General features: G+C 37.4%; 28 protein-coding genes. 8 read left to right on the top strand and 20 right to left on the bottom strand.

The annotated features are described in order from the left end of the window. Position 1: 1 nt before the first annotated feature. From MKY13_RS03610 to MKY13_RS03580, 7 genes are all read right to left on the bottom strand, one after another. Positions 2-772, bottom strand: coding sequence for an ABC transporter ATP-binding protein (locus MKY13_RS03610; protein WP_339215362.1), 771 nt, complete (start codon positions 770-772; stop codon positions 2-4). Positions 773-777: 5 nt separating this feature from the next. Then, a complete protein-coding gene (locus tag MKY13_RS03605; RefSeq protein ID WP_191698597.1) occupies positions 778-1,731 on the bottom strand; it encodes an iron ABC transporter permease in 954 nt (317 codons plus the stop codon). Between the two features lie 63 nt (positions 1,732-1,794). Then, positions 1,795-2,700 carry a heme ABC transporter substrate-binding protein IsdE gene (gene isdE / locus MKY13_RS03600; RefSeq protein WP_191698598.1) on the bottom strand — a complete coding sequence of 302 codons (906 nt, stop codon included), beginning with the start codon at positions 2,698-2,700 and terminating at the stop codon, positions 1,795-1,797. 215 nt (positions 2,701-2,915) lie between these two features. Further along, the gene (locus MKY13_RS03595; RefSeq protein ID WP_339215360.1) at positions 2,916-4,724 is read right to left on the bottom strand and encodes an S-layer homology domain-containing protein; all 1,809 of its coding nucleotides are present in this window, start codon (positions 4,722-4,724) and stop codon (positions 2,916-2,918) included. 19 nt (positions 4,725-4,743) lie between these two features. After that, positions 4,744-5,514 (bottom strand): heme uptake protein IsdC, encoded by a 771-nt coding sequence (isdC, locus tag MKY13_RS03590; protein ID WP_339215358.1) that lies wholly within the window; start codon positions 5,512-5,514, stop codon positions 4,744-4,746. A gap of 327 nt (positions 5,515-5,841) precedes the next feature. After that, positions 5,842-6,477, bottom strand: a complete 636-nt coding sequence (locus tag MKY13_RS03585) for a thermonuclease family protein (RefSeq protein ID WP_191698601.1) — start codon at positions 6,475-6,477, stop codon at positions 5,842-5,844. 19 nt (positions 6,478-6,496) lie between these two features. After that, positions 6,497-7,078 carry a phosphatidylglycerophosphatase A gene (locus MKY13_RS03580; protein WP_191698602.1) on the bottom strand — a complete coding sequence of 194 codons (582 nt, stop codon included), beginning with the start codon at positions 7,076-7,078 and terminating at the stop codon, positions 6,497-6,499. A 119-nt stretch (positions 7,079-7,197) separates the two neighbouring features. Between MKY13_RS03580 and MKY13_RS03575 the strand changes: the two genes are divergently transcribed. From MKY13_RS03575 to MKY13_RS03565, 3 genes are all read left to right on the top strand, one after another. Then, positions 7,198-7,917 (top strand): alpha/beta hydrolase-fold protein, encoded by a 720-nt coding sequence (locus MKY13_RS03575; protein ID WP_339215356.1) that lies wholly within the window; start codon positions 7,198-7,200, stop codon positions 7,915-7,917. A gap of 163 nt (positions 7,918-8,080) precedes the next feature. Continuing rightward, entirely contained in the window at positions 8,081-8,596 is a 516-nt protein-coding gene (locus tag MKY13_RS03570) for a YjcG family protein (protein ID WP_191698604.1), read from the top strand. A gap of 3 nt (positions 8,597-8,599) precedes the next feature. Beyond that, on the top strand, positions 8,600-9,028 hold the full coding sequence (locus tag MKY13_RS03565) for a GNAT family N-acetyltransferase (protein WP_191698605.1): 429 nt from the start codon (positions 8,600-8,602) through the stop codon (positions 9,026-9,028). Between the two features lie 164 nt (positions 9,029-9,192). On the opposite strand, the gene MKY13_RS03560 is transcribed toward MKY13_RS03565, so the two are convergent. The 6 genes from MKY13_RS03560 to MKY13_RS03535 form a co-directional block, all read right to left on the bottom strand. Beyond that, positions 9,193-9,441, bottom strand: coding sequence for a stage VI sporulation protein F (locus tag MKY13_RS03560; RefSeq protein WP_191698606.1), 249 nt, complete (start codon positions 9,439-9,441; stop codon positions 9,193-9,195). Between the two features lie 14 nt (positions 9,442-9,455). After that, on the bottom strand, positions 9,456-9,626 hold the full coding sequence (locus MKY13_RS03555) for a YjcZ family sporulation protein (RefSeq protein ID WP_339215353.1): 171 nt from the start codon (positions 9,624-9,626) through the stop codon (positions 9,456-9,458). Between the two features lie 62 nt (positions 9,627-9,688). Then, complete coding sequence (gene spoVAE, locus MKY13_RS03550; protein WP_191698608.1) at positions 9,689-10,054, bottom strand: stage V sporulation protein AE; 366 nt, start codon at positions 10,052-10,054, stop codon at positions 9,689-9,691. Positions 10,055-10,059: 5 nt separating this feature from the next. Continuing rightward, entirely contained in the window at positions 10,060-11,055 is a 996-nt protein-coding gene (locus MKY13_RS03545; RefSeq protein WP_191698609.1) for a stage V sporulation protein AD, read from the bottom strand. Continuing rightward, positions 11,049-11,504, bottom strand: a complete 456-nt coding sequence (gene spoVAC, locus MKY13_RS03540; protein ID WP_191698610.1) for a stage V sporulation protein AC — start codon at positions 11,502-11,504, stop codon at positions 11,049-11,051. Before spoVAC ends, MKY13_RS03545 begins: the two co-directional genes overlap by 7 nt. A 1-nt stretch (position 11,505) precedes the next feature. Next, complete coding sequence (locus MKY13_RS03535) at positions 11,506-11,907, bottom strand: YhcN/YlaJ family sporulation lipoprotein (protein ID WP_191698611.1); 402 nt, start codon at positions 11,905-11,907, stop codon at positions 11,506-11,508. Positions 11,908-12,066: 159 nt separating this feature from the next. Between MKY13_RS03535 and MKY13_RS03530 the strand changes: the two genes are divergently transcribed. Further along, positions 12,067-12,576, top strand: a complete 510-nt coding sequence (locus tag MKY13_RS03530) for a CotY/CotZ family spore coat protein (protein WP_191698612.1) — start codon at positions 12,067-12,069, stop codon at positions 12,574-12,576. Between the two features lie 43 nt (positions 12,577-12,619). On the opposite strand, the gene MKY13_RS03525 is transcribed toward MKY13_RS03530, so the two are convergent. The 6 genes from MKY13_RS03525 to MKY13_RS03500 form a co-directional block, all read right to left on the bottom strand. Continuing rightward, complete coding sequence (locus MKY13_RS03525; RefSeq protein ID WP_339216845.1) at positions 12,620-12,949, bottom strand: 4-diphosphocytidyl-2C-methyl-D-erythritol kinase; 330 nt, start codon at positions 12,947-12,949, stop codon at positions 12,620-12,622. 42 nt (positions 12,950-12,991) lie between these two features. Then, complete coding sequence (gene mgtE, locus MKY13_RS03520; RefSeq protein WP_191698613.1) at positions 12,992-14,362, bottom strand: magnesium transporter; 1,371 nt, start codon at positions 14,360-14,362, stop codon at positions 12,992-12,994. 271 nt (positions 14,363-14,633) lie between these two features. Beyond that, positions 14,634-15,518 (bottom strand): RluA family pseudouridine synthase, encoded by an 885-nt coding sequence (locus MKY13_RS03515; RefSeq protein ID WP_339215347.1) that lies wholly within the window; start codon positions 15,516-15,518, stop codon positions 14,634-14,636. 11 nt (positions 15,519-15,529) lie between these two features. After that, on the bottom strand, positions 15,530-16,324 hold the full coding sequence (locus MKY13_RS03510; protein WP_191698615.1) for an NAD kinase: 795 nt from the start codon (positions 16,322-16,324) through the stop codon (positions 15,530-15,532). After that, the gene (locus MKY13_RS03505; protein ID WP_191698616.1) at positions 16,324-17,001 is read right to left on the bottom strand and encodes a GTP pyrophosphokinase family protein; all 678 of its coding nucleotides are present in this window, start codon (positions 16,999-17,001) and stop codon (positions 16,324-16,326) included. The genes MKY13_RS03510 and MKY13_RS03505 overlap by 1 nt, the downstream gene beginning before the upstream one ends. Positions 17,002-17,159: 158 nt before the next feature. Continuing rightward, a complete protein-coding gene (locus MKY13_RS03500; RefSeq protein ID WP_339215344.1) occupies positions 17,160-17,543 on the bottom strand; it encodes a hypothetical protein in 384 nt (127 codons plus the stop codon). Between the two features lie 191 nt (positions 17,544-17,734). Here MKY13_RS03500 and MKY13_RS03495 point away from each other — a divergent pair, with 191 nt between their 5' ends. The 4 genes from MKY13_RS03495 to MKY13_RS03480 all read left to right on the top strand — a co-directional run bounded on the left by MKY13_RS03495 (position 17,735) and on the right by MKY13_RS03480 (position 20,573). Further along, positions 17,735-18,322: a CYTH domain-containing protein gene (locus MKY13_RS03495; RefSeq protein WP_191698618.1), complete on the top strand. Its 588-nt coding sequence runs from the start codon at positions 17,735-17,737 to the stop codon at positions 18,320-18,322. 8 nt (positions 18,323-18,330) lie between these two features. Then, positions 18,331-19,083 (top strand): lytic transglycosylase domain-containing protein, encoded by a 753-nt coding sequence (locus MKY13_RS03490; RefSeq protein WP_339215342.1) that lies wholly within the window; start codon positions 18,331-18,333, stop codon positions 19,081-19,083. A 288-nt stretch (positions 19,084-19,371) separates the two neighbouring features. Further along, positions 19,372-19,770, top strand: a complete 399-nt coding sequence (locus MKY13_RS03485) for a globin (protein ID WP_191698620.1) — start codon at positions 19,372-19,374, stop codon at positions 19,768-19,770. Beyond that, a complete protein-coding gene (locus MKY13_RS03480) occupies positions 19,767-20,573 on the top strand; it encodes a DsbA family protein (RefSeq protein ID WP_191698621.1) in 807 nt (268 codons plus the stop codon). The genes MKY13_RS03485 and MKY13_RS03480 overlap by 4 nt, the downstream gene beginning before the upstream one ends. A 560-nt stretch (positions 20,574-21,133) precedes the next feature. Here MKY13_RS03480 and pepF read toward each other — a convergent pair. Continuing rightward, positions 21,134-22,942 (bottom strand): oligoendopeptidase F, encoded by a 1,809-nt coding sequence (gene pepF, locus MKY13_RS03475; RefSeq protein WP_339215340.1) that lies wholly within the window; start codon positions 22,940-22,942, stop codon positions 21,134-21,136. Positions 22,943-22,962: the final 20 nt, after the last annotated feature.

The following is a 22,962-nucleotide window of genomic DNA, read 5'->3' as shown; positions in this document are numbered from 1 at the left end:
ATCAGATACTTAACGGCATCATATAGAGTCCCAGCTTTTCATCCTCATGGAACACTGAATTGACACCGTATACTTCCTTAATGACTTCCTTTGTAATGACATTGCGCGGAAGGCCCTCTGCAATGATTTTCCCGGCTTTCATTAAAATAACATGGTCACTGTATCGTATCGCCTGGTTAATATCATGGAGCACCATGACAATCGTCAAACCATACTGTTCATTTAATTGCTTTATAAGCTCCAACAGCTCTAGTTGATAATATATATCCAAATACGTTGTCGGCTCGTCGAGGCATAGTATTTCAGATTGCTGGGCAAGTGCCATCGCAATCCATACACGTTGACGTTCCCCTCCTGATAAGGCAGATAAATCATTTTGGCGTTTACCAAGTAAATTTGTACATTCCAGTGCCCATGTCACAGCCTCTTCATCATCATTCGTTTTCTTTTGGAATAGAGAATTATGCGGCATGCGTCCATACATAACAAGCTTCTCTACAGTTAAATCAGCTGGAATATCATTTTGCTGATAAACAATCGCAAACTTTTTTGCGAATTCTTTCGGTTTATACTCCACTAAATCCTTATTTTCAAGAGTAGCTTTTCCTTTAAGTGGCATCTTATTTCGTGACATCACACTTAATAATGTCGATTTCCCACAACCATTTGGACCAATTATTGTCGTTACTTTCCCTTTCGGAATGACTGTGGATACTTCATTTAAATGCCGCGCCTTGCCATCATGCGAAACGACTACTTGTTTAATTTCCATTTTCGTCACTCTTTTCTAAGTAAAAATATGAGGAACGGACCACCGATAATCGCCATAATTGTCGAAGCCGGCACTTCCATTGGGCTAAACATCGTACGACCTAGGGTATCTGCCAATAGTATAATAAATGCTCCTAATAATGCTGTAAAAGGAATCAGCACTTTATGATCATAACCAACAAGTCGGCGCGCAATATGCGGCACTAAAATCCCAACAAAAGAAATGACCCCTGCTACGACAACCGAAGCTGCCGCCAATAGAACAGCAACAGCGGCTATAACTATTCTTGCAGCCGTTACGTTAAAGCCTACACTTTTCGCAGTTTTATCAGATAGGACGAGAACATTACAGGACGCATATAAAATAATCGCCAAAATAAGTCCGATTGAGCCATAAGTTACGATTAACGATACGTCATCCCAAGTTTTAAACGATAAATTGGATGTAATTGATCCTGATGCAGAAGCACCAAAGGTAATCATTGCTTCTGTAAGACCTGAAAACATTGCATTAATCGCAATCCCGACCAATATTAATTTTAATGGGTTCAATCCTGATTTCCATGAAAGTAAAAAAACGAAGAAACAAGCTAACGCACCACCGATAAATGCCGCGATAGGCGTGAAGAAAAACAGTGTTGGTACGAAGCTAACAATAAAAAGTTTAGTAAATGCAGCCCCAGCGGAAATTCCAATAAATCCTGCATCAGCTAATGGATTTCGCATAATTGCCTGCAATAAAACGCCTGCAACTGATAACGCTGCTCCAGCAAATAATGCAACGATAATTCGTGGAAAGCGCAAATCTTTAATGGCAGCCATATCCGCATTGTCGGGATTAAAAAAATTTGTAATAAACTCAATAAATGACATCTGGATACTCCCAGTTGTCGCGGCATAAATAACGGTAATAATTAATAAAACAGCGACAGCTATAAAGCTGATGATTTTTTTTGTCACAGCAAACACCCTTTATGTAAGGAAACAGCAAAACCTCCCTCAAGGCTTTGCTTTTTCACATTGTTATTGATAGAAAATTTTCTCCAATTGATGAAGTGCATCTGGTACATTCAATGCTGCTGTCGTACCGAATAACTCTTCTTCTAGATCAAATACTTGCCCATTTTTCACTGCATTAAAATGTTTCCAAACATCATTTTCCACAAATTCCTCATCAAACATTTTTATTACCTCATCTGGCATACCGTGAGCTAAACGTAAAATGATATCAGGATTTGAAGAATATAAATATTCAGTGTTAGAAGGCAAATATTCTGCTTCCTGACCGGCCATTACATTTTCTCCGCCGGCTAAACGAACTAAGTCACCCGCGTACGAATTTTCTGTTGCTACTAAATAACTGCCTGGTACACCTAGTAAAATTAAGACACGTGGTTTTTCTTTATCACTTGCAGCTACTTTTACTGCATCAATTTCCGTCTGTAACTCGGCATTTAATAGTTCCGCTTCTTCCACACGATTGTAGCGCTCTCCTAGTACCGTTATTTCTTCCATCATAGCTTCAATACTTGTTAGATCCACAAAATCTACAGGGATTTTTAATTGTTCGAATTTATCCTTTAAATCATATTCCAATGTCGAAACTGACAATACTTCGGTAGGATTTAGGGACTTAATAATTTCTGCGTCTGGATCCATCGCATTTCCGATATCAGGCAGCCCATCAAAACGTGAAGGTAGTTCTTTGATCGTATCCGGAATCGCTACAGCATCAAGGTTTAATCGATCCAGAATTTGCGCGATTACGACTGTACCTGCAATAATGCGATGCTCTTCTTCTACAGCAGACGCTTGGCCTGTACCCGAATTCTCCACCATTGTTTCAGCTTTTTCTGTTTCTTTATCTCCATCGCCACACCCCGCAAGTACAGCAACACTTAATGCGAGTCCGATAAGCCATTTTTTCATTTCTTTTTTCCTCCTAGAGTTTAAACTGAAGTAAACTTTCATCTTCAACATAGATGGAAATTTACTTCAATTTAAGCGTCATCTTACTTACCCTTTCGCAAAAATAGGATTGGGGCTGCGCTAAAAGTAAAACTTTTAACACAACCCTACCTAATATAACTATTTGCTGATGGCTTTTTTAAATTCATTATTCAAACCGTCTGCAGTTCATTTAGTTATTTTTTTAAACCTTCAACAACTGTTAAAGTATTGTTTAAAATTTTAGCCATTTGTGAACGAGTTAATTTGTTTTCTGGATTAAATTTGCCTTCAAACCCAGAAATAATGCCTAATGTATTTAATTCAGAAATTGCTTTTGAAGCTTCCACTTCTTTTGGCATATCAGAGAATTTAGCTGTATCACCAGTTGCAGTATAACCATTTTTCTCTAATAAACGGTAAATCATTAATGCAGCTTGTTTACGAGTCACATCTTGTGCAGGTGCGAATGTAGTAGCTGTTTTACCATTGATGATGCCATAACCATTTAAAGCGTTAATCGCTTTTTTCGCTTCGTCATCATATTTTACGATATCCGTGAATGCTGCTTTTGCTGGTACATCTAATTTTAAGGCACGGTTTAACATTAAAGCGAATTGAGCACGTTTTACGTTATTGCCTGGATTAAAGTTGTCTGCAGCAATGAAAATACCTTTGTTGAATAGGTTAACGATTGCATCTTTGTTACCGTTGTTAGCGATATCTTTAAATGGTGCTGCAACAGGTACTGGTTTCTTTTCACCGAATTGTAATTGTACTTTGTGAACTGAATCATATTTTACACCAGCAGCATCAACTGTTAAATCAACAGTTGCATTATAAATTTCATTAATATCTTTTAATGAGATTGTGTAAATTTGAACTGTATTTTTCCCTACAGTTTCTTCTGATTTCAATGCTACTGTAGCTCCTTCAACATTGAATTCATTTAACCATTGACCTTGTGGGAATGTTACATCAACTTCGTATCCGCCTTCAGTAGAAGTAACCATTACTTCATTTGCTAAATAAGTGCCTTGCATAATTGATTGTTCTTTTGTTCCATCTTTAAATACAGTAACTGGCATTTTTGTTGCTTCAACCGGAGCCGGTGCTGGAGCAGCTTCTGCTTTTGGTAATTCTAAGTTTGCCGTTTCGATAGCAAAACCGAATGGATAAGGTTTATCCATATTCATAGCAGGTACAACAACGTGTACTGATGCTTCATGTAAATCACTGATTGACGGAATTTCAATTATAACTTTCCCATCTTTTGCTTCTACATTTTTACCTGCAATTGTTACATCTGGTACCATTGCTTTAGAATCTTCAGTAATAGTTAACTGTACTGAATATTTTCCATCTTTTACGATTAATTTTGCATCAGGTGAAAAATGGCTTGTAATCGCTTTGTAGTTACCTACTTCATCTTTATAAGCATCCCATTTAATATCATAAGTACCATCTGCTACTGAATCGAATGTTTTGCCTACTTTGAAGATTTTTTCTTCTTTTGCTTCTTCAACTGGTTTAGTTGTTTCAGTTACTTCTTTAATAGTTTTTGCATCTGGAGTTAATGTAACTTTGTAATCTACCGGATCTTTACCAACGAAAGGAATAGTCATATTTAAAGTTACTTCCACTGGCGCATAATCAGCTGTTACTGGAATATTAATATGTTTTTTTCCGTTAAATTCAGCCATTGCTGGTTGACCCGCTACTGTTACGCTATTTACCATACCTAATACTGCGTCTGATAATTCCAGATTAATAAATTGCTGACCATTGCGTTCAACTAATTTCCCTGTAGTTGGGATGAACTGTTGTAAAGATTCAAGGGCATCTACTTTAAAGTCAATCGTCTTTGCTGGTGCAGTAGTAGTTGTTTCACCCGTACGAGTCGTTTCCCCGCCTACTTCAGCAGATACTGCCATTGCTGGTACAATTGCAGATGTTGCTAATAGCGATGCCAAGACCGCTTTTGTTGCTTTTGATTTTTTTACCATTTTCATTTCCTCCAATTTTCTATCTTGTTTTTGTTTGTTTTGTGCGAATAAATACGATCGCCGCTACGATGAATAATATCATCGCCACAAGCGGTAATTCATCGCTCGTCTCCGGATTTTCTACTACCTCTGAATTTTCAGCTTCAGATGCATTTTCTTCATCTGTCTTTGTAGAATCATCTGTATTTTCTTCTGTATTAGCTTGCTCTGCTGATGATTCTGCTTTTTGTGGTTCAGTTGATGGTGCTGGTTTATTTGAAGAAGTATTACTTCCTGACGATGGTGTTGGTGACTCCTTAGTAGATGTCGCTTGTTTTGTTTCCTCTTTTACTGGCTTTACCGGCTCTTTAGGCTCTTCTGCCTTTACTTCTGGTAAACTCGAACTGTTGAATACAAAATCTACACTATAGGCATGGTGATAATCGATATCATCAATATCGATTTTCATGGCGATTGTTACTAAATTTGCATTCGAAACCGGGAATTGAACAGTGCGTTGACCGGCAGATTCATTTGTACTAATCACTTTTGCCCCGCCCGGAGGTTTAAACTCTGTAACCCAGCTACTGTTTTTTATCGTAATCTGCATTGTCATTTTACCGTTATTTACGATTAATTTGGCAGGTTTTAAAAAGTAATCATTTGCCATGGATGCCGAATTGCTGCCAGGCTTATTTACTTGATAGTTCACTTCGTAAGTACCATCTGCAATTGCAGCTAATGAAGCATTTGGCAAAGTAAAAGCTACTAAAAAAAGAACAGATAAAATCATGAAGAAGTTTTTTTTCATACAAATTCTCCTCCTTTTCTTCACAATATGTAATTAACTAATAGAGAATATTTCTCAATGCCATTATATAGCATGCCATAAAAGTGATTGTTTCTCAAATACCAACATTCTCCTTTAGTATAAATTTTTTGCGAAACGATTTAAACTTCATAGAATTGTCGTAATTAATTCTTGAATTTTCATTTCCTTTAGGTATGTGAATAAAAAAAAGATGAAAGTGTATATAACCATTTTCATCCTTTACTTATTTATTGTTTAATACTCAAATTAATCCAGGTCGTGATTTAATCATTGCCCACGGCTCATTATGCAAGAGAAAAAGGCGTATTACTTACTCACTTCTTCTGGATGGAATCCGTCACGTTGCAGATAATTATCATGGGCCCAAATATTGAGTTTTTTCTGTTCGGCCTGTTGTTGAATTTCGAGCAGTTCTTTTTCTAATGTATCGTTCGGTTTATTTACATAACGCACTGCAGCAAGTCCTTCACTTAATAAAACTTCATGCAAGCTGACATTATCCACAAATGCGTATGCTAACAGTCGGTCATAATTATCGGTTTCCGGACCTTTGTCGAATAATAGCTGGACTGAATCCGCCTTTTCCAATAACGCGGTAGTACGTGCCTTCGCTTCTTCAGCATACGGCATCGGTTCGCCTTTATTATAGTTCATTTCTGGTGTATCGATCATAAGGAGGCGTACACGCTCTTTTTCACCATCGATTTCAACATTAAAAGTATCACCATCATTGGCATTTAAAAACTTCACATCAACAAGTTGTTTCCCTGTTTTATCCACTGCCATTTCTGGTGTAATCGTATATGAAATATTTTGTTCTGTAATTACCGGTGAATCTACTTGCTCTGCCTCTTGTTTTGGTTCGCTAAATATTAAATATAAGCCTACTGCTAAAATAATTGTTCCACTCGTAATGAGCGTTTTAATATCTTTTAATTCCATTATTATTGTTTAACTCCTTTTAAATCTCCGTGTTCAACTTCGTGGTTGGCCCTAATTCAACGGGCGGAATATCTGCAAAAGTTTCGCCTTCTTCTTCAAGGTCACGCATCCGATGTGCCAGGCGTGATGCTGCACAAGCCGCAATACTTCCAACTAAATCGTCCAAAAATGTATTAACTGATTCCCCAGCCTTCGTATCAAGCTTTTCAATAATTCCAATCTTTTGCTTATCTAAATGACCAAATGTTGTAACTGCAATACTTCCATACGTAAATACAGAACCCAATGCCAGCGTTTCATCTACACCGAACAGTCCTTCATCTGATTCAATAATAGCCTGAAGCGGGGCAGATAAAAGCCTTTTTTCAGCCAGTTCATCAAGTTCTATACCTACTAATACTGCATGTTGTACTTCACGTTTAGTTAATACACGTTCAACCGATTGAATACAATGTTCTATCGTTAAACCTTCATTATATGGGGATTGCATCGTATAAACGATTTCAGCAATATCTTCAATCGTTACATGGCGACGTTCTAGGGCATCATGTGTAGCTTTTGTCACTTCATCTGAGTGTACACGAATTCTTTTGTTATGCATGAATATATCCTCACCTTTATTTATATTAAGCGCTCATTCACTTGTCTATCTTCTATATTACACCTTTATTTTTCTTTATGATACAATTTTGAATACATCAATCGACAGGGGTGACAACTTTGGAAAAAGGCACAGTAAAAGACATTGCTTTTTTTAGTAAGGCATTAAACGAGGAGTTGGAGCTGTTAATTTATATTCCAGCAAATTATTCTCCACTTTACGAATATAACATCTTAATCGCTTCCGATGGTAAAGATTATTTCCAACTTGGTGGCATACCTCGTTTAGCGGATGAACTAATAGATGGCTATATTATTGAAAATACAATAATCGTCGGTGTTCCATACAAAAATTATGAGGATCGTAAGCGAAAATATACTCCAACAGGTGACCAATTTGAAGCTTATATGCGATTTTTGGCGCATGAACTTGTGCCCTATTTAGACGAAGAGTACTCAACTGCCCAAATAGGAGGCGGGCGTGCACTAATTGGAGATTCCATGGCTGCGACGATTTCATTAATGACTGCAATCCATTATCCGAATATTTTTGGAAAAGCCGTCTTGCAGTCACCTTATGTAGATGAATACGTATTAGAGGCTGTTCGTAGTGCAAATAATATTAATTTTCTTTCGGTGTATCATATTATCGGACTACAAGAAGATAAAGTGACTTTAAAAAACAATACCGTCAAAGATCTCCTGACACCAAACCGTGAACTGCACCAATTGTTAATAAACCATGGAATTGATACCTTTTATGAGGAATTTGAAGGTAATCATACATGGACATATTGGAAGCCAGATTTAAAACGCGCACTAATTGAAATTTTCGGATAATAATGTGTTCTTAAATGTCTATTCATTGTTTTTTCTGTTATACTTATAACAATTGCGCCTCCGGGGTATTTATGTCCACTTTTTAGTTTACTAAAAACTTCTCACGATAGTCGGGCACCTAAAGGCAGATAAAATTTGAATAATTTTCTAGGGGGTAATGAATTTGAAATATGGTATTGTTGCTTTTCCATCTAAGAAAATACAAGATTTAGCGAACACTTATCGCAAACGCTATGACCCACATTATGCGTTAATTACACCTCACATTACTTTGAAAGATGCATTTGATGCGGATGAATCTCAAATGGATCAAATATCCAGTAGTTTACAGCAGGTGGCATCACAATTTGCCCCTTTACAAATTCACGCTTCTCGAATCAGTTCATTTTACCCTACTACAAATACGATCTTTTTCCGAGTTGATCCAACACCGCAATTGGAAAACATCCAAAAAATGATCCAGGAAAAAATCAATTTCGGTGCGCCAAAGCATGTCTTTGTACCGCATATTACAATTGCGCAAAAGTTAAGCGCTTCCGAACATGATGATGTTCACGGTCAGCTACGCATGGTCGGTGTTGATGAAAAAGATGTAATCGATCGTTTCCATTTACTATACCAATTAGAAGATGGCTCATGGACAACTTATGAAACATACAAATTGACTGGAGCTGAGTAATACGTGTTTGAAGTAAAGTTAGTAACAACTGACGAAGACCGTGAACGCGCATATGCTTTACGGAAAGAAGTTTTCGTCAAAGAACAAGGTGTCCCACTAAATTTAGAAATAGATGAATATGATGAAACAGCTACCCACTTTCTTGTAAATGAAGGTGAAAATACAATTGCTACAGCGCGTCTACGTGAAATTGAGCCGAAAGTTGGCAAGGTGGAGCGCGTATGTGTTTTGAATAGCTATCGAGGGAAGCGCCTCGGTGTATTAATTATGGAAGCTGTGGAAGAATATGCGAAAAATGCAGCATTTAAAAAGCTTAAGCTAAATGCTCAAAGCTATGCCGTACCTTTCTATGAAAAGTTGGAGTTCGCTGTAATTTCACCTGAGTTCATGGATGCCGGCATTCCGCATCGTGCCATGGAAAAGAATATTTAGAAGCTGGTCTTATTTTTTTCATAATTGCATGTGAATATAAAAACGATAGCCACCAAGTAAATATTTGCTTGGTGGCTATCTTTGTATAGATGATGCTATAAATTAAGGACGACCTGTATACATATATTTTTTGGATTATTTCTCATCTTGAACTACAGAGAACTTTATTTCATCATTTTTTCAATTTTTGAAAAATCTAATGATTTACCGTCTTGAATGATTGATGCGACGATTTTTTCTTCCAGCTCGCTTGATACCGGTTTATTTGCAAGTTTACTCACTTTTTTGACGATTTTACGAACTTGCTTTTCATCCGAAAAGTCTGCATATGTCAATGCATTAGCAAGATTCATAATTTCATCAAAGTCAACACCTGTTTTACGCTCAATATTTTTGAAAAATGAACGTTCCATTTGAAAATACCTCCTTAAATGATTACGCTACCAACGATAATAAGTAAAATGAATAGTACAACGATTAGTACAAACGTACCGCTATTGTTGCCGCCGCCATAACTTGGAGTTCCATAATCACAACCTTGTTGCCATCCTTGTTGCCAACCTTGTTGTTGTTGCCAACCATATCCGTATCCTGACATACTAAACCCCCCTTTCTATTTTGTAGTGTATGCATACACACAAGAAAAAGGAGGGTATTCGTCTAATCTACTTTGCCTTTTGGTTTAAATATTAATGCTGCAATAAATCCAAAAATAATGGCAGCACTGATTCCCGAGCTCGTCACCTCAAACATGCCTGTCAAAACACCTATCCAACCATGTTTTTCAGCCTCAGCCATCGCCCCATGTGTTAAAGAATTCCCAAAGGAGGTAATGGGTACTGTCGCACCAGCGCCTGCAAAATTAATTAGAGGCTCATATAAGTTAAAGCCGTCTAAAATGGCGCCTGCTACAACTAAAATTGATAATGTGTGACCTGGTGTTAACTTCCCGATATTCATTATTAACTGCCCTATTACACAAATGAAGCCACCTACTACAAATGCCAATAAAAAAGAAAAGCCCATTGTCCTTACCCCATTCCAATTTCGATTGCATGTGCTGTGCACGGAATTGTATCACCCTGCTGAAAAGTAAGCGGGGATAAAAGTGCACCTGTTGCTACTAATAAAACGCGCTTATAGCGGCCTGTTTTAAATTGTTCCATCATATAGCCACTATAAACTGAAGCTGAACAGCCTGGACCACTTGCCCCTGCTAAAAATGATGCATCTTCACCATAAAATTCGGCACCTGCATCACGGAACCTTGATAAATCTTCTTTTTTCACACCGCTTTGCGCGAACATTGCAATTAAAATTTTCAAACCAATCTTACCTAAATCACCTGTCATAATAACATCATAATCTTCCAATTTTTGCGAACGCTTTTTTAGATGCGATTGAATCGTATCAAATGCTGCCGGCGCCATAGCTCCGCCCATATGGTACGGATCTGTTGCTCCATAATCAATCACTTTCCCTACAGTCGCTGCTTCTATATATGGAAGCTTCGGCTCATGTTTACCGATTAATACAAACCCCGCCGCCGTTACGGTCCATTGTGAAGTTGCAGGTTTTTGAGACCCATAGTCAATAGGGTAACGGAATTGTCGTTCAACTGAATTATGTTGACTAGATGCTCCGGCAATTGAAAAATCACTTGCTCCTAGCTCTGTTAACAATGCTGCAATTATCATCGATGAAACAGAAGTGGCACATGCTGAAAAGAGTCCAATAAAAGAAACAGCAAGTTCCCGTGCTGCAAAATTTGTAGGTGTCATTTGATTGACTAAATCGCCACCTAAAAAATAATCGATATCCAAATTATTTAAATTTGATTTTTTTAGTATTATTTGACATGCATCTGAGATGAGCATTGTATTACCTTGCTCATTCGTGGATTTTTGTACCCGTTCATCCTGACTTATCTTATCAAAATATGTTTGGAAAACGCTGCGTTTTTCCAAAGGACCAACAACAGTAGCCGAAGAAAGAATGGCTGGTTTCGATGGAAATACGATTACCATGATGTGACACCTACCGATACTAATATCAATTTAATTAGAGACACGAAAAAAGCCGATACGACGCCGAATAAAATAACCGAACCTGCCAATTTAAACATATTGCCCCCTACACCTAAAACAAGCCCTTCGGATCTATGTTCAATTGCTGCAGAAATTACCGCATTACCAAACCCAGTTACAGGTACAGCACTTCCAGCCCCCGCAAACTGTCCAAGTTTCCGATATTGACCAAACCCCGTCAAAAGCATGGCAAGAAAAACCATTGTAGCCACTGTCGGATTGCCTACAGTCTTTTCCGTAAAATCAAAAAAGATCATGTATAAAAATGAAATTGCTTGTCCTATTGAGCAAATTACCCCTCCCACAACAAAAGCCTTTAAACAGTTTAGGGGTATAGGTACTTTTGGTGTAATTTGATCCTTTAAAGTATTGTATTGTTGCTGTTTCAAATTACGTTTCCTCCTTCGCAAGCTTTTTTAAATGCTTTAATTCTTCCATCATTTTCTTTTGATTCTTTTCTTCCATTAGTTTGGACGATTCCCAAAACATTTTAAAATCGGCCGATACATTTACCGTACTTCCTTCATATTGCTTTTCTAACTTCTTCTGCCAGCGATCTTCAATTTTTTGGCGATTCCACTTTTTTAAAGGCTTTAACTGCATTGCAACAAATATTTCGTTTTCAATTACGACAATATTTACTTGTTCGATATCTGAATCCTTTTCAAAAAGTTTTTCTACTTCATGCTGATGTTGCGTATTGTCTGTTTTTGAATAAGTCATTACTTTCTCACGGTCACCACAACCAGTAAGAATTAAAACTAAACTTATTCCTAAGAGCGCTTTTCGCATAACAGTCCCCCCTTATGTCCATTTTTCTCCGAGTATAGCCTTTCGTATTTTGAATTATTCATTGACGATAAGGAAGTTTCATAAAGCCCGTCATTCGCCCGATTCATTCACAGAACAGGTCATATTTTAGATAGAGTTAAGTTTTAGGAGGTGAAAATTATGGGTTGTGGAAGAGGAAATAGTGATTCAGGCAACCACTCTTCAAAAGGGTGTGTATGTGAAGTTGTTCGCGCAATTTTGGAAATTCAAAATGCTGCAGTACAGGATGATTGCAATAGATGTACAACAAACTGCTTCTTAGAGCCACTTGGAGGAATTGTGAACCCTGCACGTTCAAATGCTGATACACGTGTGTTTACATTATTAAATAAAGATGGCTCACCGTTCTTTGCTACATTCTCTAACGAACCGTCTTCTCCATGTGTATCGATTTATTTCCGTGTAGAGGACATTTTTGATGGCTGCTGCGCAACATTACGTGTTTTAATACCAGAAGATGCAAGTGGAAATCCGGTAGATTTATTAAGTAATTGTGGGTCTAAGATTGATTTCCGTGAAGTATGTAGAGTTACACAGTTCGATGCTTCAGACAGCTGTATTACAGTTGATTTAGATTGCTTCTGCGCTGTTCAATGTATCGATGACGTGGACCTTGGCATTTGTGACTAATTGATCTATAAAAAATGAGGAGCCAAATAAGTGGCTCCTCATTTTAAACCGTATGATGAATCATCACAATTTCATTTGCATGAATCCAGCGCTTTGTCTGGAAACAATTCAATAATACTTGACTGCCATTTATTTTATCAATGGAAGCATGTATTCTTTCACCTGACTGTAAAATAAATAATAACATTCTTGGCTCCTTCACTGGCTTGGCAAAATAATTAAGCTGCCTTGCAACGAGGGAGTTTTCAATTTTTTCAGGGATAGGACGCACATAAATAGACGTACTTTCTTCCTCAATTTCATCAATTTTCTTTTCCTGAATATAACTCGGACTTGCAATAAAAAGTAATGGATGAATTTCCACATTCCACATCCTCTTTTTCATACAATATGCAATAAACTTTCAAATCGTTCCTTATAGAATAAGACCAATAAAGGTAGTAGCCAATCCTAAATAAATTACAATACTCGTGACATCGTTCAATGTCGTAATAAAAGGACCCGATGCAACGGCAGGGTCGACGCCTAGCTTATGCATAATAATCGGAATAAATGACCCGGCTAATGTAGCGACAATAATGGAACAGCAAATTGATGCCCCGACAAGTAAACCTACTATCAAGGTACCTTTCCAAAAGAAAATAATTCCCACTACGATAGCTCCGCTGACCAATCCCATAATGATACCTGTACTTAATTCACGAAGGACAAGCTTGAACTTACTTTTACCTCCGATATCTCCAGTTGCAATACCTCGAATCGCGACTGCTAATGCCTGTGTACCACTATTTCCTGATGTACCGGAAATGAGTGGAATAAACGTGGCAAGTAATGCGACTTTATCAAGCGTTGCTTCAAATATCCCCATTAACCCTGAAGTAAGCATTCCTAGAAACAATAAAATAATTAACCAAGGCAAGCGTTTTCCAGCTGCTCGTATCGGACCTGCATCATTGTCATCCATATCCGAAATACCCGCCAGTTTTGAGTAGTCATCTTCTGCTTCTTCTTCAATAACATCGATAATATCATCGAATGTAATGATACCTTGGAGTTCTCGAGTTTCATTAATAACCGGAATTGCTAAAAAGTCATAGTCCTTCATTAAATTCGCGACATTTTCCTGGTCGTCGGTCACCTTCACAGAAAGGACGCGATCACTCATAATGTCACGAATATATAAATCTCCTTCTGCAACAATTAATTCTCGTAACGTCATGACACCAAGCAGTTTATGGGAACTGTCGACAACAAAAATATAGTAAATGGTTTCGGCAGTCTGTGCTTCTTGACGCAATACGCGCATCGCCTCACGAACAGTAGCACTCTCTAAAACCGAAACATACTCGGTTGTCATTATTGCCCCTGCTGTGTATTCCTCATAGCCTAAAAGCTCATTGATTTCATCAACAGTTTCATCATCCATCATATCTAAGTAATTTTCACGTTGCTCAGTGTTCAGTTCATTTAATATATCTACCGCATTATCGGTATACATAAAACCGAGCATCGCAGCGCCATAGGATGGATCCATTTCATTTAAATAGCTTTCATATTCATCATCTTCAATTTCCATTGACTCTAAAATAATGGCCATTTCCTGAGGAGACAAGTAACGATAAATAACTTGCCGTATATCCGGACCTACCTCTTCGTAAAACTGTGCTTGATCAAATGGATGGAGAACTAAAAAATGCTCACGAAATGCTTCAATATTTTCCTCATCGAGTAGCATTCGCAAAAAGGACTCATCATACTGTACTTCATCATTTCTTTCCTCTATCATGCTTGTCCCCTCCTTTCAATTACTTTATTAATTCTATTATATGCGCTCAATTTCCAATTGCATCAAAATCCAATTATTCATCTTGCACATTCCAATATTGCTATAACAAAGGACTATTTTATTACTAACTTTTTCAGTTCGTCAAGGATAGGAATTGCCTGTATTTATTTACAATATTTAATTGAAGCAGGATTCTGTCCGCCCTTCCAACAGTATATTCCCTTTTTCACCAAAAAATAAAAGACACCAATTGAGTAATTGGCATCTTCTATTAATTAATAAGGTTTAATATTTCAGGCGGGAGATTGCTACAAAATTGCATAGTCTCCTTCGTTAATGGATGTTCAAACTGGATATTCCGGCAATGGAGTGCCTGACGATTTAATAATGTTCGACTTCCTCCGTATAATTCATCTCCCACTAAAGGGTGTCCTATATGAGCCATATGGATTCTTATTTGATGTGTTCTCCCTGTATGGAGCTTAAGGCGAATATGAGTCAAGTTATTTTTACGTGCTATAACCGATACATCCGTATGTGCAAACTGACCATCCGCACGTACTTCACGTTCGATAATACTCGTATCTTTTCGTCCAATCGGTAAAATTATGGACTGTTGATCTTGTTCTACATACCCTTCTACGATTGCTTCATATTCACGATGAATACTTCCGTTTTTTTGCTGGCCACTCATTATATGATGTATATGACGATGTTTCGCAATGACCATCAGCCCTGACGTATCACGGTCGAGTCGTGTAACAATATGCACCGTTGAAGCCAGGTGCTGTTGAACGAAATAGCCATATACATAATTTGCGATGCTGCCGTTTAGGTGTTCTCTGGAAGGAATGGAATTCATAAAAGAAGGCTTGTCCAATACGAGTACTGCTTCATCTTCATATACAATGGCTAAAGGACCTTCTTGTGCAGCCAAACCTTCGCTTACTTCCTCCTGTGGAAAAATAATTGTTACGACATCTCCAATTTTAAGGCTATGCCGTACATTCTTTTCTTCACCATTGACTAAAAGTGTTCCTCCATCAAATTTGATGGCGGTCAAAGCACGCTTCGAAATTCCCCATTGAGCAATCGCATCACGCAATAAGGCATTTTCTATTGAATTAATAAATTGTAATTGAAATCTTTTATCCATATAACCTCATTCTATTCATTTGAGACAAATGAATCATGTACACGTTCCCAAAATGGAAATGGTCGGAAGCGCGCAAAACGCACTTTTTCATTTGCAACATTGAAGGTAATCGACTTTACATCTGTTTCCGTCATGCTTATATGATCGACAGTCATATTGAATTGCTGCTCATGGACTGGCTTTAATACACAATTGTGATGGGCAGGTAATACTAAGGAAGAACCTACAGTACGAAAGACACGATTGTTGATTGATGCCATTTCTGTAAGTTGGAAAGCTTGTAATGTTGGGTGGATAATTGCTCCACCTAAAGCTTTATTGTATGCGGTACTCCCCGATGGTGTCGAAATACACAACCCATCGCCACGGAACCGTTCGAAATGCTCACCATTTAGCTCAACATCCATTACAAGGGTAACGTCCGGTGATTTTATCGTAGCTTCATTCAGAGCCAAATAAGTACTGGAATCCGAATGATGGCGATGTACCTGTACTTCCAACAGCGGATATTCGACTACATTAAATTCCTTTTTAGCAATCGATAATACTAACTTTTCCAGCTCGGAAGGCTTCCAATCGGCATAAAAACCTAAATGCCCTGTATGAATACCAACAAAAGCTGTTTTGTCCAAACGATGCAAATAGCGATGGAATGCATGCAATAAAGTCCCATCACCACCAATGGAAAGAACAATTTCTGGCTCTTCCTCATCAAATTTCAACCCGAAATCGATTAAATAAGATTTTGCGAGCTCCATCAATTCATTTGATTGGTCATCTCTGCGTGATTGAATTGCAAACTTCATTAGCTTTCACGCTCCTCTTTGTCAGTTGACTTATGAATAGCTGTATTAGTTGCTTCTTTTACTTCACTAAAATATGCTTGAGCCTCATGAATTTCACTTTTAATTGAGGACATTTCCTCATCCAGACGAAATGCCGCTTCTGCCGCACTTTGCAATCGATTTTTTATTTCTTCCGGGAAAATTCCCTTATACTTATAGTTTAATGAATGCTCGATAGATGCCCAAAAGTTCATTGCCAATGTACGGATTTGAATTTCGGCCACGACAACAATGCGGCCCTGAATCGTTTCTACAGGATATTCTACAATCATATGATGTGAGCGGTAGCCACTCGGTTTACTATGTGTAATATAATCCTTTTCTTCAATAACCTTCATATCATTACGCTGGCGAATCAATTCCGTAACTGTAGCAATATCGTCAACAAACTGGCACATGATACGAACGCCTGCAATATCCTGCAATTCATTGCCTAAACGCGGATTCGGCTCAAATGGTATCCCTTTATCAAACGATTTATCATATATACTCGCAAGTGGTTTAACACGGCCTGTTACGAATTCAATTGGTGAATTTGCACTCATGATGCCAAATTGCGATCGCATGCCTTTTAATTTAATTTTCAGTTCGTCCACTGCTTGTCGATATGGACTTAAAAATACTTCCCACTGCCCCATTTACAAAGCCCCCCAACTTGAAATAGTACTTTCACGTCACACTATTTCAAAACACGTTGTTTCAAACAATTATACTTCTTGTGCATAAGAAAAACACATTTCACACTTAAATAGCACGAAATGGCACGTTTTTCATTTCAATACATTAAAATTGCTAATCATTCTTTCAAAAAATCGGCAAATTCCTTTTCTACAGCTTCTACAAAGCGGTCTCCATAGTTACTGTTTCCTACTATATTGTACAGTAATCCTTTTAATTCATCGGCAAACTGTATAAGAGGTACCAAGCCATCTTCTACTTTTAAATATGGCTGTTGCCCTGACTTTAACGTTTGTACTAATTGCGACCATACAGCTTGAGGAAAACCAATATAACTATATGCATCGTTTTCTTCTATGATATAAAGAAACGCCTCATTATCCGAATCAACAATCACTTGTCCTACAGGTTGCAATTGGCTAAGTTGTTTCTTTTCATTTAAAATAAAATGGATTTCATTATGTACTGCTTGATATTGACTAACTATATATACATTTCTCAATGAATTGAACTCCTTTTCAATTACGTCTTAATGTTGTATGTTCTAATTTTTCAAACCGGCATGAAATCTTTAAAAATCTATGCCATCCACTACTTGCCTTCACTTCATATTTTACCATAGGACTATCGATTGGTGCAGTTTCGTTTTATTGATTTAAAATAAAAACCTAAACAGTAAAGGAAGATTAAACAATGACCCAGCATATCGAAATAGAATTTAAAAATATTTTAACAAAAGCACAATATGAAGAACTTCTTCAGGCTTTTTCCATCCAGCCCGACCAGATTATTCGTCAAGTTAACCACTACTTCGATACATCTAGCAATCATTTAAAGCAACTCCAAAGTGCACTTAGAATTCGAGAATTCGGGGAAACAATTGAGTGTACATTAAAAGAAAAAACATCAGAACATCAACATTTAGAAACAACCGACTATATAACAAGGGAACAAGCCGATCAAATGCTAGCTGGCAATAGGATTACATTGCCTACTGTAAATGAAAGATTAGAACTTTTTGACATTCCTATGAACACGTTGCAGTGCTACGGATCATTGACAACAGACCGAGTAGAGATACCTTACGAGGGAGGTTTACTTGTGTTCGATCATTCTTTTTATTTGCACTGCGACGATTATGAGGTAGAATATGAGACAAATGATGAAAAGATTGGAAAAATAATTTTTTCCTCATTTTTAGCAAAACATTCAATTGAGCCGCAGCCCGCACAAAAGAAAATTGTGCGATTTATGACGGCATTGAATAATCAGAAAGGCTAGGTGCTGTCATGGATATTTCATCAATGAAGTCATTGTTGGAACTACAGGCAATGCAAAACATCAATACATCACACCAACCAGGCTCGAGTACATTACCATCATCGAACTCGACTTTATTTTCTGATTTAATGAGCGATATATTAAATGGTCAATCCCTTAATGGGCTTGGCGATGTAGGTACCTTAAAGCAATTCACAAATCCAGAACAACAAAATTCAACTACCAATAATTATATCGCTTCATTTTTATTAGAAAATTCAAATAATTCAACGGATTTGGCTGGTTCCCATTACCTCCAAGCAACGAGCGTAACACCAACCAATCTTGAATCATATATGAAAGATTATACGCGTAATAACGATATAAATAATTTCTTTAATGGGGCAGAAAAATATCAAGCAGAAATTGCAGCTGCCGCAAAGAAGTACAATATTCCTGAAAAATTAATTACCGCTGTAATGAAGCAGGAATCAAATTTCAATCCATCCGCTATTAGTGGTGCTGGGGCATCTGGCTTAATGCAACTAATGCCGGCTACTGCAAACTATCTAGGCGTAAAAGACCGCTTTGATCCTGAACAGAATATTATGGGTGGAGCCAAATATTTACGTCAAATGCTGAATCAGTTCGATAACAATATAGAGACAGCTCTTGCCGCATATAATGCAGGTCCAGGAAATGTTAAGAAATATGGAGGAGTCCCTCCTTTCCAAGAAACTCAAAATTATGTCAAAAAAGTAATGAATTATATAAACGTATAGCCCATAAAATGTAATTTATTTGCAAATTGACGTTGGCATTGAACTTTTTAACATGTAAATGTTCCTACTGTAAAATTTTTTAATAAACAATTAAACCTACTATATATATGCATTTCTAGCATATTTTATATGGATGTAAAGAGCCCTTCAAATTTTTTGCAGGGCACTTTATTTGTTAAAACATCATTCCGTTGCTAGAATGAATGTAACGCCTAAATGAAATTTATATTACGGAAACGTCATCCTATTTCATTAATGGGCTAAGAAAGACACAAAGGAGTATAACTAATGAATCGAAATTATACGATTCCTTATGAGGAACTCGGCGCTGAAAAGCTTTCTGAATTAATTAACGCGTTCTACTCTCGAGTGGCGAAGCATCCATTATTAATTCCTATTTTTCCAGATGATTTAACAGAAACAATTCGTAAACAAATACAATTCCAAACGCAGTATCTAGGGGGGCCTAATCTCTTCAGTGAAGAACACGGTCATCCAATGATGCGTGCCCGACATATGCATTTTAAAATTACACCCGATCGTGCCCAGGCATGGCTAGAATGTATGGCAGAAGCGATGGACGAGGTTGGCTTAGACGGTAAATTCCGCGAAGTTTACTATAAGCGTCTCGTAATGACTGCTCACCATATGGTTAACGCCCCAAATGATGAGGAGGGATTTGAGTGAATAATGTCCAACTTTTACAGCAACCTGTTGCACCGTCCACATGTAATAAACCAATTGAGCTTTATATTTTTATTGACCCCCTTTGTGAAAAAGCATTACTTATGCAAATGACTTTGCGTAAGCTTCAAGTAGAATACGGTCATTACTTTACATGTCGATATGTCCTTAGTACGGAACTCTCTGCTTTAAACAGCATTACTAGCCGTATGAAAGGCTGTGTTTCCGGAGCGGAATTGGATATTACACATCCTGCACTACCTTCAATCGCAATTAAAGCCGCTGAACTTCAAGGTAAGCGAGCTGGTTTCCGCTATTTAAACAAAGTACAGGAAATAGCGGTTCTTAATACTCGAAATATTAATTCTCATGCAACATTAATAGAAATTGCACAGCAAGTTAACTTGGATATGGAGGAATTCGTATCTGACTTCGGTTCCAAAGAAGCTGCCCGTGCATTTCAATGTGACTTATACTTAACGCGGGAAATGGAAGTTGATGAAGTACCAAGTATTGTATTTTTCAACGAATGCATTGAAGATGAAGGATTAAAAGTAAGTGGTTCATACAATTACGAAGTCTATGAACATATTTTAGCAGAATTACTTGGTGAAGAATTAACTCGCCAACCCGTCCCTACATTAGATGATTTATTCGATCATTTCAGCATTTTGACGACTGCGGAAGTTGCAGAAATTTATTCAATTAATGAACAGCTTGCCGAACGTGAATTAAAAAAACGGATGCTTCAACAAAAAGTAGAACGTATTATGACTGATGAAATAACACTTTGGCGTGCAAAATAGCACATTCTTTATCATTACACTATTATTTAATTGCCCTTATATATTTATTTTAACCAGCGACGCCTTAAGCGAGCTGGTTTTTTTGTCCTATAAAATAATTAAGTATAATTTCCGGGAAACGCTAATAAAGGCAGGAAAATAGTTATGTAGAATTTTGCATGGATTTAAGGAGAAGTATAAATAAAACAAAAGAGGCGCCTCTATCCTCGAGAGATAGGACGCCTCTTTTTCACAAAGGGGATGGGAGAAATGTTCACGTTCAAACAAAGGGGTGTATGTTTGTTATGTGATTTATTTCACAAATATTACTCTATCACGGAATAATATTTCTTGCAATAATTCTTTTATAATTTCACAAATTCGCCATATAGTAAGCGTTTCCATACTTACAAATTAATCATTGATTCCAAGTATGTTAAAAACGAGTAAATCATTGATATATAGCGCTTTTACACGTATTTATTCGAAAGAAGTTTTCGACTGTTAAAATGCTGATTGGACAGAAAATCCGTTTTCAAAAGCAAAAAACGCACCTGAAACAGATGCGTTTTCACAAACAATTAATTATTTAATAATAACTTTTCTAACTCATCTAACTTTTCTTCAAACACCTTACACGCAAGCGCGATTGGTTCTGGTGACTCCATATCTACACCTGCTGCTTTCAATACTTCAATCGGGAAGTCTGAGCAACCTGCTTTTAGGAAGTTGTTAATATAGCGCTCTACAGCTGGTTCTCCCTCTTCCAATATTTGTTTTGATAAGGCTGTTGCCGCAGATTGACCTGTTGCATATTGGTATACGTAATAGTTGTAATAGAAATGAGGAATACGTGCCCACTCAAGGCCAATTTCTTCATCAACAGTCATCGCATCACCAAAATATTGTTTGTTCAAATCATAGTAGATTGATGTTAGCTTCTCAGCTGTAATCGATTCGCCTTTTGCATCAAGCTCATGAATCATATGCTCAAATTCAGCAAACATCGTCTGACGGAACACTGTGCCGCGGAAACCATCTAGCCATTGATTTAATAAATATATTTTTTTCTTTTCATCATCTAAAGTTTTCATTAAATGATCAAATAGAAGTTCTTCATTGCATGTCGAAGCAACTTCGGCAACGAAAATTGAGTAATCAGAATATTGATACGGTTGGTTTTGACGTGAATAGTAGCTATGCATTGAGTGGCCAAATTCATGTGCCAATGTGTATAAATTGTTCACGTTATTTTGCCAATTCATTAAAACATATGGGTTTGTACCGAATGTACCTGATGAATAGGCACCACTGCGCTTCCCTTTGTTTTCTAAAACGTCAACCCAACGACTATCCAAACCTTTTTGAACAATCTCCTGATATTCCTTACCTAAAGGCGCAAAGCTTTCAACCATTGTTTTCATAGCTTCATCATATGTTACTTCCATTTTCACTTCTTTTACAAGCGGTGTAAATAGATCGTACATATGCAGCTCATCCACGCCTAACACTTGTTTACGCAGTTCCACATAGCGATGTAGTGCTGGTAAATAATCATGGATTGTTGAAATAAGCTGATCATATACTTTTTCAGGAATAAAGTTATTGCTCAATGCTGCATGACGTGCCGAATCGTAATTACGGATTTTTGCATTGGCATTATGTGCCTTCACATTCCCTGCTAAAGTTGTTGCAAATGTATTTTTATATTGACCATATGTTTTGTATACTGCTTTGAAAGCTGATTCTCGTACTTCACGATTGTCACTTTCCAGCATAGTAATGTAATTGCCGTGTGTAATTTGTACTTCTTCCCCATCTTCTCTAATAATTTTAGGGAATTCGATATCGGCATTGTTTAATGCACTAAATGTTTTGCTCGCTGAAGAAGCCACTTCCGACATTTGCGCTAACAGCTCTTCTTTTTCTGCAGATAATACGTGCGGACGGCCTAAGTTAATTTCCTTCAGGCTCTGTTTGTATAAAGCAAGCGGTTCATAGCTTTCCACATAGCTGTTTAGGGTTGCTTCATCCAATGCTAAAATTTCAGGGGTAATAAATGACCATGCAGCTCCGACATTTGTAATAACAGAACGAACGCGACCGTCCAAATCCTGATATTTGCTGTTCGTCGTGTCTTGGTCATGCTTTAAATGAGAATACACATATAATTTGTGCAGACGCTCATATAATGCATCACTAAATTGCAATGTATTGTATAAGCTTTCAGCACTGTCTGCTACTTTCCCTTTAAAATCCGAAGCTTGCTTTGATAATTGGTCTACTTCTTTCAGTTCTGCTTCCCAAGCCTCATCTGACTCGAAAATTGTTGTTAAATCCCAAGTTAAATGCTCCGGTACTTCTTCACGTGTTAAAATTTGCTTAGCCATTCATTTGCCTCCTAATATTC

This window comes from Solibacillus sp. FSL W8-0372 (assembly GCF_037969735.1).
Lineage (GTDB): Bacteria > Bacillota > Bacilli > Bacillales_A > Planococcaceae > Solibacillus > Solibacillus faecavium.
Note: the sequence above shows the minus strand (reverse complement) of the source record. Positions and strands in the feature narration are given on the sequence as shown.